This is a genomic window from Hyphomicrobium sp. 2TAF46 (assembly GCF_052114865.1).
Taxonomy (GTDB): Bacteria; Pseudomonadota; Alphaproteobacteria; order Rhizobiales; family Hyphomicrobiaceae; genus Hyphomicrobium_B.
Genome location: NZ_JBFRFO010000002.1, coordinates 514,673 through 528,625, shown reverse-complemented (window position 1 = coordinate 528,625; position 13,953 = coordinate 514,673). Strand labels below are relative to the sequence as shown.

General features: G+C 59.5%; 15 protein-coding genes. 9 read left to right on the top strand and 6 right to left on the bottom strand.

Annotated features, from left to right (window positions below):
- Positions 1–14: 14 nt before the first annotated feature.
- Genes AB4Z24_RS06405 through AB4Z24_RS06390 form a run of 4 tightly spaced genes read left to right on the top strand, consistent with a single transcriptional unit; the run spans position 15 to position 4,813 of the window.
- Positions 15–1,481: a multicopper oxidase family protein gene (locus AB4Z24_RS06405; protein ID WP_441706679.1), complete on the top strand. Its 1,467-nt coding sequence runs from the start codon at positions 15–17 to the stop codon at positions 1,479–1,481.
- Positions 1,478–2,656, top strand: a complete 1,179-nt coding sequence (locus AB4Z24_RS06400; RefSeq protein ID WP_441706677.1) for a di-heme oxidoredictase family protein — start codon at positions 1,478–1,480, stop codon at positions 2,654–2,656. Before AB4Z24_RS06405 ends, AB4Z24_RS06400 begins: the two co-directional genes overlap by 4 nt.
- Positions 2,653–3,720 carry an imelysin family protein gene (locus AB4Z24_RS06395; protein ID WP_441706676.1) on the top strand — a complete coding sequence of 356 codons (1,068 nt, stop codon included), beginning with the start codon at positions 2,653–2,655 and terminating at the stop codon, positions 3,718–3,720. Before AB4Z24_RS06400 ends, AB4Z24_RS06395 begins: the two co-directional genes overlap by 4 nt.
- Positions 3,710–4,813: a DUF1513 domain-containing protein gene (locus AB4Z24_RS06390; protein ID WP_441706674.1), complete on the top strand. Its 1,104-nt coding sequence runs from the start codon at positions 3,710–3,712 to the stop codon at positions 4,811–4,813. Before AB4Z24_RS06395 ends, AB4Z24_RS06390 begins: the two co-directional genes overlap by 11 nt.
- A gap of 28 nt (positions 4,814–4,841) precedes the next feature.
- On the opposite strand, the gene AB4Z24_RS06385 is transcribed toward AB4Z24_RS06390, so the two are convergent.
- Positions 4,842–5,870: an XdhC family protein gene (locus tag AB4Z24_RS06385; RefSeq protein ID WP_441706673.1), complete on the bottom strand. Its 1,029-nt coding sequence runs from the start codon at positions 5,868–5,870 to the stop codon at positions 4,842–4,844.
- Positions 5,871–5,941: 71 nt separating this feature from the next.
- Between AB4Z24_RS06385 and rimO the strand changes: the two genes are divergently transcribed.
- Positions 5,942–7,333 carry a 30S ribosomal protein S12 methylthiotransferase RimO gene (rimO, locus tag AB4Z24_RS06380; protein ID WP_441706671.1) on the top strand — a complete coding sequence of 464 codons (1,392 nt, stop codon included), beginning with the start codon at positions 5,942–5,944 and terminating at the stop codon, positions 7,331–7,333.
- Here the strand turns inward: rimO and AB4Z24_RS06375 are convergent.
- Positions 7,330–8,247: a cation diffusion facilitator family transporter gene (locus tag AB4Z24_RS06375; protein ID WP_441706669.1), complete on the bottom strand. Its 918-nt coding sequence runs from the start codon at positions 8,245–8,247 to the stop codon at positions 7,330–7,332. The genes rimO and AB4Z24_RS06375 overlap by 4 nt on opposite strands.
- 237 nt (positions 8,248–8,484) lie before the next feature.
- Here AB4Z24_RS06375 and AB4Z24_RS06370 point away from each other — a divergent pair, with 237 nt between their 5' ends.
- Positions 8,485–9,411, top strand: a complete 927-nt coding sequence (locus tag AB4Z24_RS06370) for a metal-dependent hydrolase (protein WP_441706667.1) — start codon at positions 8,485–8,487, stop codon at positions 9,409–9,411.
- On the opposite strand, the gene AB4Z24_RS06365 is transcribed toward AB4Z24_RS06370, so the two are convergent.
- The 4 genes from AB4Z24_RS06365 to AB4Z24_RS06350 form a co-directional block, all read right to left on the bottom strand.
- Positions 9,377–9,988 (bottom strand): TetR/AcrR family transcriptional regulator, encoded by a 612-nt coding sequence (locus AB4Z24_RS06365; RefSeq protein ID WP_441706665.1) that lies wholly within the window; start codon positions 9,986–9,988, stop codon positions 9,377–9,379. The genes AB4Z24_RS06370 and AB4Z24_RS06365 overlap by 35 nt on opposite strands.
- 302 nt (positions 9,989–10,290) lie before the next feature.
- Positions 10,291–10,917: a TadE/TadG family type IV pilus assembly protein gene (locus AB4Z24_RS06360; RefSeq protein ID WP_441706663.1), complete on the bottom strand. Its 627-nt coding sequence runs from the start codon at positions 10,915–10,917 to the stop codon at positions 10,291–10,293.
- 4 nt (positions 10,918–10,921) lie between these two features.
- On the bottom strand, positions 10,922–11,395 hold the full coding sequence (locus tag AB4Z24_RS06355; protein WP_441706662.1) for a TadE/TadG family type IV pilus assembly protein: 474 nt from the start codon (positions 11,393–11,395) through the stop codon (positions 10,922–10,924).
- Positions 11,396–11,673: 278 nt separating this feature from the next.
- A complete protein-coding gene (locus tag AB4Z24_RS06350) occupies positions 11,674–12,180 on the bottom strand; it encodes a pilus assembly protein N-terminal domain-containing protein (protein WP_441706660.1) in 507 nt (168 codons plus the stop codon).
- A gap of 562 nt (positions 12,181–12,742) precedes the next feature.
- Here AB4Z24_RS06350 and AB4Z24_RS06345 point away from each other — a divergent pair.
- The 3 genes from AB4Z24_RS06345 (at position 12,743) to AB4Z24_RS06335 (ending at position 13,911) form a co-directional block, all read left to right on the top strand.
- Complete coding sequence (locus AB4Z24_RS06345) at positions 12,743–12,919, top strand: Flp family type IVb pilin (RefSeq protein ID WP_441706658.1); 177 nt, start codon at positions 12,743–12,745, stop codon at positions 12,917–12,919.
- Between the two features lie 203 nt (positions 12,920–13,122).
- The gene (locus AB4Z24_RS06340) at positions 13,123–13,299 is read left to right on the top strand and encodes a Flp family type IVb pilin (RefSeq protein WP_441706656.1); all 177 of its coding nucleotides are present in this window, start codon (positions 13,123–13,125) and stop codon (positions 13,297–13,299) included.
- 129 nt (positions 13,300–13,428) lie between these two features.
- Positions 13,429–13,911 carry an A24 family peptidase gene (locus AB4Z24_RS06335; protein ID WP_441706654.1) on the top strand — a complete coding sequence of 161 codons (483 nt, stop codon included), beginning with the start codon at positions 13,429–13,431 and terminating at the stop codon, positions 13,909–13,911.
- The last annotated feature ends 42 nt before the right edge of the window (positions 13,912–13,953 follow it).

Genomic DNA, 13,953 nt, shown 5'->3' with positions numbered 1-13,953 from the left:
GATGAGGTTTTCGCATGGTGACACGCAGAGACCTCATCGCCGGCGCAGCGGCGTTTTCGGGAAGCGCAGCGGCGGGTTTTCTCGCCGTTGGACGCAGGGTTGAAGCGCGCGCGGCCGATCCGCTGGAGGTCATCGCCCGGCCTATCGCAGAGGGCGTCAAAGCGGTCACCTTCGATCTAGCGGAACGGCCGACGGCGCTTCCGTGCTTCGATGGCAAAACGTTGCCGTTGTGGACGTTCGAGGCCGGCGCGACGTTTCCGATCGTGCGGATGAAGCTCGGCGAGCGGTTCGATACGGTCTTCAAAAACAATCTGCCGATGGTCGGCGAGGTCGCCTCGATCCACTGGCACGGCCTCCGGATTCCGAACGATCAAGACGGCGTCCCCTACATGACGCAGCAGCCGATCGCCCAGGGGGCTGAAGGCCGTTATTCCTTCGTGCCGCCGGATACGGGCTCGTTTTTCTTCCATACGCACTGCAACTCGACCGAGCATTTCGGGCGCGGTTTGATTGGCGTGCTGATCGTCGAGGGTGACGAAGTTTCGCCGCCTGACGATGAAGTCGTGCTCTTGATGAAAGACTGGCGCATCGGTCCCGATGGCGCATTCCTGCCGTTCACGACGGACGAGGGTGCCGCCAAGGGCGGTACGCCCGGGACCGTTCGTTCCGTCAATGGAGAGAAATCGCCCGTCATCACCGTTCCGTCGTCGGCCGACATTCGTATTCGCTTCTACAATCTCGATCCGATGCGCATTTCCGAAATCGGCTTCGAGAATGCCGGCGCGGCGATCATCGCGGTCGATGGCAACGGAATTCCGCCGATGGCGTTCGAATCCTGGCGGATGGGCACTGGCATGCGCCTCGACGTTTTGCTGCGCACGGCGGCGCCGGGAGAATCTGTGAAGCTCTTCGACTATTTTTCGAAAGAGCCGTACCTGCTCGCGGAATTCAAGTCGGAAGGTCCGCCGAAGCGCACGGGTCCGTTCGAGCCGACGCCGCTGAAGGTGATGCCGTTCGCCAAGCTCGACGAAGCTTCGGCGCAGCGGATGCCATTTGAATTCTCCGCGACGCCAACTGGCGCTTCGATTGCTGCGACGAGTGCCGTTTCAGACATCCAGATCGGCCCGCTCTGTCTCTCGAAACGGACGTTCTGGGCCATCAACAAGGAGGCTTGGCCCGGACACGATCATAAGGATCTCGGGCCGCCGTTCGCGGTTCTGAAATCCGGCAACAGCTACATCTTCGAGTTGAAGAACACGACGCCGCGGTCGCATCCGATCCATATTCACGGGCACACTTTCGAAGTATTGAGTTCGAGCTTGCGGCACCATCCACGCGTTCGCTGCGATACGGTGCTGCTGCTCCCCAATGAGCGTATCGAGGTTGGCCTCGTTGCGGGCGAACCTGGAAAGTGGATGTTCCATTGCCATATTCTCGAGCATCAAGAAGCCGGCATGATGGGCTACATCGAGGTCGTGTGAACGGCTGGCTTCGCATCTCGATTGCACTGCTGTTCGTTACACTTGCGCCTGAAGATATGCTTCGAGCGGATCAACTCGATGCGGCGGTCGGGAAAGCGCTCTTTGACCGTCAATGGATCCCCGCGCCGGCTTCGACGAAGGCTACCGACGGGCTCGGGCCGCTCTTCTCATCGCGCTCCTGCACCGGCTGCCATTCGCGCGGCGAGGGCGCGCATCTCGTGACCCGTGACGATGGGCAAGCGGATATTTCGGGTGCTGTCGTGCGCTTCGGTAAGGGCGACGGAACGACCGATCCTTTTTATGGCCTGCAACTGCAGACCGATGCGGTGCCCACTTTGATGCCTGAAGGGCAGGCGCGCTTTCTTCCTGGTCTTAAATACAACCTTGCGGGTCCGGCGCTCGCCGACGGCGTCCACGCGGGCGTTCGGCTCGCGCCGCCGCTCTTCGGACGGGCGGCGTTCGATGACGTTCCGGACGAAGAAATTCTGAAGCGCGCCGATCCGGGCGATCGCAATGCGGACGGTATCAAAGGACGCGCAAACGTCACCGCGCAGGGGATCGGGCGCTACGGCTGGAAAGCTGCGCACGTGACACTGAACGATCAGGTAGCGCATGCATTTGCAATCGATATCGGATTATCCAGTCCGAAAATGCCGTTCCCTTACGGGGACTGCACGAAGCTCGAGACGGCGTGCCTCGCTTTGCCGAACGGTGAGAGCCCGGAATTCGATGGGCGCGAGATTTCCTCGGCGATGCTCGGGTACATCGACAGCTATCTCAAAACGCTGCGCGCGGCATCGGATGCGGCGAATTCCCCTGGCGCCGCGGTCTTTGGCGCCATCGGATGCGCCAGTTGCCACGTGCAGACGCTGGCGACGCGCGACGGGCGGCAAATTCCGGCCTTCACCGATCTGCTTCTTCACGATATGGGTCCTTCGCTCGATGACGGTGTCGGCGAGCCCGGCGTCAAGTCATCGGAATGGCGGACTGCCCCGCTCATCGGTCACCGTTTACCTTCCGAGCAACGGCGTTTCCTCCATGACGGGTCGGCCGCGACCGTGGAAGAAGCGATTGGAAAACACGGCGGCGAGGCCGAGCATAGCCGTAATCTTTTCGAGGCGCTCTCGCCGGACGACAAGAGGCGGCTTGCCGAATACGTGAACGGGTTAAGATGATACGAAAAGCGACCCTCGTCGGGCTCTCGATCCTCGCATTAGTTGTGCAAGCCGCAAGCGTCTCCGCCAGCGAACCCATCAGTCATGAGGGGATGGTGAAGGCTGCGATCGAGAGGCACATCATTCCGCATTTCGAAGCACTGAAGGCGGCAGCGGAGCCCTTGCCGGCGGCAGTCGCAAACGTCTGCAAAACGGGCTCAGCGGACGCCAACCGCGAGCTTTCGGAGCAATTTGACAAGGCCGTTATTGCCTATGCCGGCGTCGATTTTCTTCGCTTCGGGCCGATGCTCGAAGGGGGCCGCCGCGAGCAGCTCTCGTTCTGGCCCGATCCGCGGGGCTATCTGGCGCGGCAGATGCGGCTCATTCTGACGAAGCAGGACGAGGCGATCGCGCAGTCTGGCGCGCTTGGCAAACAGAGTGCCGCGGTGCAAGGGCTGACGGCGCTCGAAATTCTGATCCGCGATCCGGATGTGCCGCTCGGGCCTGGCGAGCCGGCGCATTATCGCTGCCTTTTCGCGGAGGCGATCGCCGCGAATATCGTTCGTCTGGTGGGCGAGATCGTCACCGAGTGGGAGAAGCCGGGCGGCTGGGCCGAGAAGATGCTCCATGCCGGTCCCGACAATGATACCTACAAGAACCCGAGCGAAGCCGCCGTCGAGGTCGTCAAAGCGTTGATCGTCGGACTGTCGCTGACGGCCGATCTGCAGATCAAGCCGCAGATCGATCCCAAAATTCGTCTCAAGCCGCCCTACGACAAATCGGGACTGCAGAAGCCGTACTATGCGGCCAGCATCGCGTCGCTACACCAACTCTACAAAGTGCTCCAGCTCGAAGATTATCTCACGCCCGACAAGCGCTGGATGAAGGACTGGGTTGCGGGAACGTGGCGCGCACTCGAAGCGAGCGACGGCGCTGGCGGTCACGCCGCACATGCAGAGCGCGACGATGCGCCCACGCCGCGAGAAATTTTCGACCGCACGAACGGACTTCGCAACATGGTGTCCAACCGGCTGTCGGTGGCAGCCAAGCTGACTGTGGGGTTCAATGAACTCGATGGCGATTGACCGGAGATCGTTGCTGCTCGGCACGCTGGCGTTCGTTGGGACGGCGCCGATGCGTGGCGCTCTGGCAAAGGGCACTGACGACATCGCCTACGTCAGCGCCGCGCGCCGCGCCGAAGGCACGTACAGCGTGCTTCTTCTTCGCGCCGATGGATCGGTCATCAGAGAGGTTGCCCTCTCGGGCCGCGGCCACGACATCGCCATTCACCGCCCGTCGAACAACGTTGCTGTCTTCGCGCGGCGGCCGGGAACGTTCGGCGTCGCCTTCGACCTCGGCACGACGCGTCAGCCATACGTCTTCACGCCCGGCGAAGGGCGGCACTATTTCGGTCACGGCAGTTTCTCGCAGGACGGGCGACTGCTCTACGCGTCCGAGGCCGACATCGGCAGCGGACAGGGTCTGATCGGGATCTACGACGTCGCTTCCGGCTTCAAGAAGATTGGCGAACATCCGAGCTACGGCACCGGCCCGCACGAGATCATGCTGCTGGCGGACGGCCGGACGATCGCCGTCGGCAACGGCGGTCTCGATACGGTGCCGGATGCTGGACGCGAAAATCTCAACGTCGATGCGATGGAGCCGTCGCTGGCGTTCGTCGACGCCGTTACCGGCAAGCTCATCGCCAAGCATGACATGACGGGCGGTCTCAAATCGCTTTCGATCCGGCATGTCACGCAAGACGCTACGGGCCTCGTATGGTTCGGCGCTCAATGGGAAGGCAGCCCGGGCGAGACTCCGCAGCTCGTCGGCAGCGCGGGTCCGGATCGGGCGTTGAAGCTCATCGAGCCGCAGGCCAAGGGCGGCAGCGACCTCAAGGGATACATCGGCGCTATGGCGGTGAGCGCCGACGGGCGGACGATTGCGGCCAGCGCTCCGAAAGCAGGGCACGTGCTCTACGTCGACACCGCTACGGCGAAGGTTGTCGGGCAGAGCAATTTGAAGGATGTGTGCGGACTTGCGTCTCATGGCGACGCTGACTTCGCGGCATCATCGGGCTTCGGCGTGGTGCGCTATGAAACGGCGCAGGCCTCGACGATCGCGGAGCACGAGCTTCGCGATATTGCGTTCGACAATCACTTGCGTCGGGTCGTCTGACCGGCGGCGCGGAGGATCGCGGGGCGTTTTACTCCGGCACTTTCCGGAAGGCCGAAATGATTTGGGCGAGGATCGAGGTGGCGATTTCGCCGGGCGTCTCGGCCTTGATGTCGAGGCCGACGGGGGCGTTGATGCGGGCGATGGCAGCATCCGTGAAGCCCGCGGCCTTCAATCGTTCCACGCGCTTGGCATGCGTTCGCCGCGAGCCGAGAGAGCCGATGTAGCGGCATGGCGAGTTGAGCGCGATGGTCAGCGCTTCATCGTCGATCTGACCCACGTGGCTCAGCGTCACAACGGCCGTGAACGGATCGGCGGGCGTTTTCTCGAAGGCCTCTTTCGGCGATCTGGCGACGATCTGAGATGCATCGAAACGCGCGGCATTGGCAAATGACGTTCTCGGATCGAGAACCTTGACTTCGTACCCGGCCGCGGTTGCCATCGTTGCAAGATGCTGAGCGATGTGGGTCGCGCCGACGATGACGATGCGCGGCGGCGGCGTAAATGCATGAACGAACGTATCGCCGCTTTTGTCGACGGCGCTGCGGGCGCGCCGGACCGCTTCTGCAATCGCCGGATCGGCCGTCGTCCTCCCATCGTGGATTTCGTAGGCGCCGTCCGAGAGGTGCGTCGTGACGACAACGGGAGCGCGTTTGGCGGCGGCGTCTTCCAATCGTCTGATCAAGTCGAGGCCGGTTTTCGGATCGAGGCGCGCGACGTAAATGCGTATCTTGCCGCCGCACGCAAGGCCGGCACGCTGCGCGGCTTCATCGGGGATGCCGAAACTCAAAGTTACCGGTTTGCCGGTCTTGACGACATCGAGCCCCGCGGAGATGACGTCCGCTTCGACAGGGCCTCCCGAAACGGAGCCCTGGAATTCGTCGATGCCGGCAATCACCATTTGGCCGCCGGGCGGCACCGACGCCGAGCCCCAGGTTTCGATCACCGTTGCGATGGCGACCGGACGCCCGGCTTCGAGCCAAGCTCTTGCCGCCGCACGCGGATTGGTAAGCGGAGCGCCGGTTTTATGGGAAACCTGGTCGGTTTGGATACCGGTCACGGGGCTATCTTCAGGAAGCTGCTACAGTGTCGCGATTGCGCTTGCGAAGTCCGAAGGCTAGAAGCGCGAACATGGCGAGACCCTCTGGAAAGATCAAGGCAAAGGCAAGTGCAAAGGTGCGGCGGCTAGCGCACGGCCCAAGCGCGCCGGAACCGCGCACGCCCAAGGTCGGGTTCGTCTCGCTCGGGTGCCCGAAGGCGCTCGTCGATAGCGAACGCATCATTACCAAGCTCAGATCCGAAGGTTACTCGATTGCGCGCGACTATTCCGGTGCCGACGTCGTCGTCGTCAACACGTGCGGCTTTCTCGATTCCGCCAAGAAGGAAAGTCTGGACGCCATCGGCGAGGCAATGAACGGCAATGGGCGCGTGATCGTCACCGGCTGTTTCGGCGTCGAGGAGGACCGTATTCGCGAGGCGCATCCGGGCGTTCTCGCCGTAACGGGTCCGCATCAATACGAGCAGGTCGTCGAGGCCGTGCACGACGCCGTGCCGCCGCTGCACGATCCCTTTCTCGATCTCGTGCCGCCCGAGGGGCTTAGGCTTACGCCGCGCCATTACGCCTATCTGAAGATTTCGGAGGGTTGCAACAACCGGTGCACGTTCTGCATCATCCCGTCGCTCAGAGGCGATCTCGCCAGCCGTCCCGCGAACCACGTCTTGATTGAGGCAGAGCGGCTCGTCAGCGCGGGCGTCAAAGAGCTGCTCGTCATTAGCCAGGATACGAGCGCCTACGGTCTCGATCTGAAGTATGCGGAAAGCGCGTGGAAGGGCGGATCGCTCAAAGCGCGGTTTCTCGATTTATCGCGGGCGCTGGGTGATCTCGGTGCGTGGGTGCGGATGCACTATGTTTACCCCTATCCGCATGTCGACGACGTCATTCCGTTGATGGCCGAGGGCAAGATCCTTCCCTATCTCGACATTCCTTTTCAGCACGCCTCTCCTTCCGTCTTGAAGGCGATGCGCCGTCCGGCGTCGCAGGAGAAGACGGCAGAGCGCATCCGCCGGTGGCGTGACGTCTGTCCGGACCTCGCCATTCGTTCGACGTTCATCGTCGGGTTTCCGGGCGAGACCGAAGAAGATTTCGAGTTCCTGCTCAGCTGGCTCAAGGAAGCCAAGATCAACCGCGCCGGTTGCTTCAAGTATGAAGCCGTTGACGGCGCGCGCGCCAACGCGATCGAGGGCGCGGTTCCGGAAGAGGTGAAGGAAGAGCGCTGGCATCGTTTCATGGCAGCGCAGAAAGAGGTCAGCAGCGACATGCTGCGAGATCGCGTCGGAACGACGATCGACATCATCATCGATGAGGTCGACGAAGAGGGCGCCATTGGACGCTCCAAGTGGGATGCGCCCGATATCGACGGCAATGTGTTTCTCAACGGTGACGACGAACTGAAAGCCGGTGATGTCATCCGCGGCAAAGTTGTCGAAGCCGATGAATACGATCTCTGGGCCGTTCGCGCCTAAAGCGGTACGGCGCCCGACGCCTCCGGCTTCGCCTTGTACTCCGGCTCGACGTGAATCACGACCTCCGAGCCTTCGATGCTCTGCTCAATCGCATCCTCGAGCCGGTCGCAAATGACGTGGGCGTCATCGACGGTCATCGTGCCCGGCACGACGAGATGAAATTCGATGAAGAGCGCGCGCCCGGCCTGGCGGGTGCGAATATCGTGCGCCTCGAGCGCGCCATGGCCGTTTGCTTCGATAACGCCTCTGATGCGGCCCTCGATGTCCGGACTCGCCGCTTGATCCATCAATCGCGACATGGACTCCGTAGCTATGTTGTAGCCCATGAAGAGGATGTGGGTCGCGACGGCGGCGGCAATCAGTGGGTCGAGAATGGTCCAGCCCGTCAGAATGGCCAAGATCAGGGCGATGACGACACCGACTGACGTGATGACGTCCGTGAACAGATGCTGGCCATCCGCCACGAGTGCCGGCGAGCGCCAATTCCTTCCCCATTTGATCATCGCCCAAGCCCAGCCGGCGTTGATTATCGTCGACAGGACGTTGATTGCGAGGCCAAGGCCCGGATTCTCAAATTCGACGCCATTGACCAAGCCGGAGTAAGCCTTGATCAAAATGAGCACGGCGGCGACGGCGATCATCGCGCCTTCGAACATGGCGGCGAGGAATTCGGCCTTGTAGTGGCCGAAGGGATGATCGGCGTCAGCAGGTTTGGAACTGAGCCGGATGGCGCTGTAGGCCGCGATCGCGGTCATCACGTTGACAATGCTTTCGAGCGCATCGGAGAAGAGGGCCACCGATCCGGAAACAGCGTAGGCGATATATTTCAACGACACGACGATCAACGCCACGGCGATATTGATCGCGGCGATGCGTGCAATTCTGTGGTCTTTATTTTCAGCGGCCGTGAACATTAAGAGTCGTGTTCCCTCGATGGGTGCGTATTGGTCTCAAATTTCGAATCACTGCCCATGGGAGCAGAGCGTCGCTGCGCCCAGTGCAGCCTTCGTGCTCGCAGGCTTATCCACATCCGCGCCGCATCAGGCCCTCGCCGGGAGGGTGCGAATCTGATGCTCCATTAGCCCAAGAGAGGACCGCCAGCCAGTCCTCAAGTCTCGGCTTCCGAGCAGGCATTGCGGTTTGGGGCAATCATGGCGAATTTCACCACTCACATCGCGATTGGTACCGTCGTAACGGGTGCGCTTGCAACCCTCACGCTCGCCGCAGACGTCGTGGCCCCGCAGAATCTCGTCGCGGTAACTTTGGCGGGGGTGCTCGGTTCCGTGCTGCCCGATATCGATCTCAAGGACTCGCGGCCGAGCCGCGCGATGTTTGCCGGGCTCGCGATCTTCTTTTCATTCGCAGTTCTATTCAACGCGGCGACCAAATACTCGATAGCCGAACTCTGGGTGCTGTGGCTCGGGACGCTGCTGCTCGTGCGATACGGACTGCACGCGATCTTCCATCGGATTTCGGTGCACAGAGGCATCTGGCATTCGATCCTCGCCGCGGTCTTCTCGTCCGTCGCGACAGCGATCGTGTTCCGGCATCTGCTCGACAAGCCGGAGGGCGTTTCCTGGCTCGCGGCCGCTTTCATGTTCGTCGGCTACATCACGCACCTGACGCTGGATGAGATCTATTCCGTCGACGTGATGGACACGCGCATCAAATCGTCGTTCGGCACAGCGCTGAAGCTTTTCGATCGTCGGCACATCGGCGCGTCGGTTGCAATGGCGGGCGCAGTTGCCGCGGCGATCATGCTTTCGCCCCAGACGACGACATTCGTCGATGGCCTCAGTTCGCGGAGCATGTGGACGGGCCTCAGCCAGCGGCTTCTTCCGACTGACAAATGGTTCGGGATCGTCGAGGGGCCGCACTTTGCCAGCCGGAAGCCGGACGCCGCGAACGGCATCACGACAAGTTCAATCAGCGATCATGGGGGCGCGCCGCAGGCGAACGGTGCGCATCCGGAAGCAGCAAAGACTGCGCCGGAGGTTGTGGCGCCCAAGCCCGCTGCGGAAGCAGTGCCTGAGGCTGCTCCGGTTACCGATGCGCCGCCTCGGAACGCAAGCCCTTAAGAAAGAGCGTCGTCAATTCCTTGGCGTACGATTGTGCCGTGGCGGGCGTCAGATAAACGCCCTTTTCGGTAGCGGCTATTGCCGTAATGCCATTCAAACCGGCCCAAAAAGCGCGCGCCATTGCGTCCAGCGATTCCCGCGGCTCATGGGGCGCAATCGGTTCAAGAGCGCCTCTAACGATATCCATCAGACTATTCGTATAATCGTGCAGTAATACCGGCACGCTCGTTCCCGGCGGCAAGCTGTGGGCAAGAAACAGGTTCCACATCCGGCGATTGACGAGTGCGAAATCGACGTATCCATACGCCAATGCTTCGATATTTTTGTCGTTATCCGGTCCGAGCGGCACGCGCTTCATGTGCTCGAGAGTACGGCCCATCAGCTGCACCTGGAGGGTCAGCAGAACGTCGTCCAGGTTCTCGAATATATTGTAGAGCGTGCCCGGTGAATAACCGATCATGCGGGCGATTTCTCGAGCGGATAATCCCGTAATCCCGTTGCGCTCGACGATCGTCTGCGAGGCATCAAGGATGAGCTGCCGCAATTCCTCCGGTGAATGTACGGATCTTCGTCCCATAAGGTGACAGGTCCCTAAGCATTTTTAATGCTAAACGAGCAAACTGTACCGGATGGTTGCGACAAAACAAGAGAGGGTCTTGCCGTTGCTAGAAAGGATTACTCAATTCCTTCCTCCCGGCGAAAAAATAATTCCCATTACTTGCCTCGACGAGGTGTTCGCTGACAATTGGATGCTATCCGTTCCGCTGGCGGAGGATTAATTTCCTCCGTAGTCGGATTAATTAAAAAAGTATGTAAATTTAATCAGGTATGGGTGCCCGGCTCACACACTGGCCGGGAAAGTTTATCGTGAGGGGCCGACTAGGTCGGGCAAACCGAATTTTGCGTGGCTTGGCCGTAAAACACCGAGCCGAATCGCGGAGCAAACGTAATCGTGTCGGTCCAAGTCATCTGCTTGATAACATTCGGCAGGAGGTTCGTCAGAAGCGGTGAAAACTGGTACTTGGCATCGATGATGATTGCCGCGTCGCCTTTCGAGAGCAGGTTCGAGGGCACCAGCTTGTTCGCGGTGTAAGTCAGAGAGCAGGGCTGAATGATCATGTTGTTGTACCCGTAAGACCATTCGATCCGCGTCTTGGTCGCGTCGGTGCTGTTCGCCCTGAATTGATAGATCCCCATCTGCAATGATGTGTAGCTGTATGGCGCCATCGCGTGCTGCGCCGCCTTCATGATCGAGTTCAGCTGAGTCACGGCTTCGGAACTGCTCGCCCCGAGTTGCTGCTCGCGAGCGACGAGATCGCCGATCATTGCCGTCGCCCTCTGAAAGCGCTGGTGCATCATCAGCGCGCGGGTTATTTCGAAAGTGCCGAAGGTCATCAACATCAGCACCGGAGCCAGGAAGGCGAATTCAACTGCCGCGACGCCGCCGCTATCGCGTAAGAAACAGCGAAATCGCGATATCAATCGGAGATGACCGATCTGGTGCATGGGTTCAATTGCTCGGGTATGGCTCGCTGCGGAACGCGGTCGCGGTTTGCAGCATGGTCGAACCGTCTGGGGAATTGCCAAGCTTGATGAGGGGCAGCTTGGCGGTGAAATTCCATTGGTAGCAGGTCGTGACGATGACGACCTGGCTTGCGTTGCCCGTATATATTGCGATCAGATCCGTGGGCTTCATGATCTGGTTTTGGTTATTGGTGTTACCCAAGCACTGCGTCGGCTGCAGTGAATCGGTCCAGGTGTCCGCGGCCTGAGCGAAGACTTTCAGATTGTTGCAATCGATCCAGGCGCCCGCTCCCGAGCAAATGGCCTTTCTGAATTGATCGACGGTCATCTTCTGGGTAACGGCCTGGCCGGTTCGAATGAGCCGGGTGGCTTGGTCCATCCCCTTCTCGATCGAGTTCATGATGAAGAAATAAAAGGCGCAGCCGACGAGCCCGAGGATGAACAGCAAGAAGGGAGTCACGACGATCGCAAACTCGACCGCGGTCGCGCCGTTGTCGTCGCGTTGAAGGCGACGAAGGCTGCTGACCTGCAAAAGCGGCCGGCGACAAACCTTTCTTAAATTGGAGATAGGCATCCGCAGAAGCATTGCGCCCCTCATCACTCGTTATGCTGAGAGGTAGTCCTGGAACATTAAAAGCGTATTTATCGAAAGGTCTTTCCTTCTGCGCGGTTCATAAAGCGTTAAACGAAAGCGATACGTCTTCTCTGACCCGGGCGGCGCAGTTGGCCTCCAGCCTATTATTGCTGGTTGTTGGCGTTGATGCCCTGATCCGACGCGCTTTCCGAGAATTTGGTCTTGCTCGAGTTGGCGGATTTGACGTTCTCGAAGAAATCCTTCTCATCGCCGATCGTCAGCGTCGGTTCGCAATTCGGCGTGCAGGCGAACGTGAAGCGCTGGCTCCCCTTATGCAAATTCACGACCCTGCGGTCGTCGCGCTCTACCATCACCCGCTGATCCTGGATGACGTTGTGGTCGGTATCGAGAGCGATGATGTTCGTGATGCCGAATGTCTTGCCGGTCACGACGAGCAGGTTGCCGTCTTGAAGCGTAACGTCCGCGATCGAGGGATTGCCGACGATGATTTCGGACGCCGGTCTCGGAAGCCGCAGCAATTGCGATTGATCGTAGCGCACGATCAGATCGCCGGCGGTGGCCGGTGTCGCAAGCAACCCAATGAGGCTCGCGTAGCCGGCGCGACGAATAAGGCGAAGCGGCGTTGCGGTCGTTTTGAATCTTGCGGGCATGCGGCGTCCGATGTCTCGAGGATGAGATAATTACCGCACGAATTGGTGAAGGAACTGGTAACGGTCGTCTCAATCGAGCGCGAGGCGCCTCGGCGCGATCGCGCAAGTTGCGGCGCGTCATTCGCCAGAAGGGAAAAAGTTACTTGAGTTGAATGTGCGCCCGCGAGTGCTGGCGGTGATCATCCAAGGTCACGCGCGGCTGCGGCCGAGATCGTGGGGCAGAAGATGCCAGGATTTATACTCTGACTCTCTCGCCTCTCGCCGCAAAAAATCAAATAATTAAGTAGTATTAACTTATAAATACCATTATTTTTCGCGTATTTGTGCGGTTATTTTCGATTTGGTAACGAAATTTATCGAGTTTCTTCTTCATGTATACTTTTAATGCTTGTGAAATAATCCGTGTTCATTTGGTCTTTAGTCGTCTCACCTGCTCAACCTCTGCGGTTTTACCTGAATTTAATTTTTGACGATTATTCTCGCTAAAGTTCAACCGCGAGGACGGATACCCCCGGTGGACCAGGATCGGACACTACTTGTGACTAGTTTTGGGAGAGTACAAATGAACATGTTTTCGCGTTTCATGAACGACGAGTCGGGTGCAACGGCCATCGAATACGGCCTGATCGCCGCGATCGTCGCTGTCGGCATCATCACCGCGCTCCAGGGCGTTGGCACGCAGCTCAATGCGACGTTCAGCAAAGTGAGTAGCGAACTTACTACTGCGAATGGCCAGTAAGTAAGTAGTATTGGCTTGGATACATAAAATGCGCTCGGAGAAGGGCTCCGGGCGCATTTTTTTATCAAGGTTTTCGGTTCTACCGGAATGCTTCGTGAATTCATCCGGCCACCGACGATTAATAACTCTGCGTTGGCCTTGTCCGGAGCAGTTCCCTGGAAGGCGAATGCGCCCAACCAGGCAAACAGAAGGGATTTTTCGGCATGTATCAGGATCTTGTGCGGAACTTTCTGCGTGACGAAGACGGCGCGACGGCCATCGAATATGCATTGATCGCCGGGATCGTGAGTACGTGCATTGCCGGCGCTTTGAGCCAGATTTCGACAACATTGCAGGGCACGTTTAACTCCATCGCTGCATCCTTCGCCCCGGCAAACTGACAGAGCCTAAGGGCGGCACGCGGAGCCTTTTTTCGTTAGGCCCGCTTTTACTCAAATACTGCATTCTCGTGGCGTTCGTGGCATTCATCTAGGTTTCTGCATATGACGTCGCTTGCATCGCTTTTTCTCATGACCTTTCCCGTTGCGATGGCCTTTGCTGCTGCCAACGATCTCTTCACAATGAAGATACCGAACAAGATCTCGCTCGCGCTTGTCGGCGGCTTTGTCGCCGTGGCGATTCTCACGCGTATGCCGCTCGAGACATTCGGCATGAACCTCGCGATCGGGTTACTGATCCTGGCGGTGACGTTCGTTCTCTTTTCGCTCAATCTTCTCGGTGGCGGCGATGCCAAGCTGATTGCCGCTGGAAGCATCTGGATCGGCGCCAATCATATTGTCGAATACCTCGTGTTCGTCGCGGCTTTCGGCGGCGTGCTGTCGCTCGCGATTCTCGGTTATCGCAATTTGGTTCCGGCCGAAGCATTTGCCCTTCCGGGATGGGCACGGCGCCTTCACATTCCGAAGGGTCCCATACCCTACGGCATCGCCATCGCAGCCGGCGCGCTCGCGGTCTTCCCGATGACGGACCTCTTTCTTTCGCTTCTCGCGTAACGTACTCGCCGCCTTCGTGCATCGGCGGCGGGCATCCGTTAA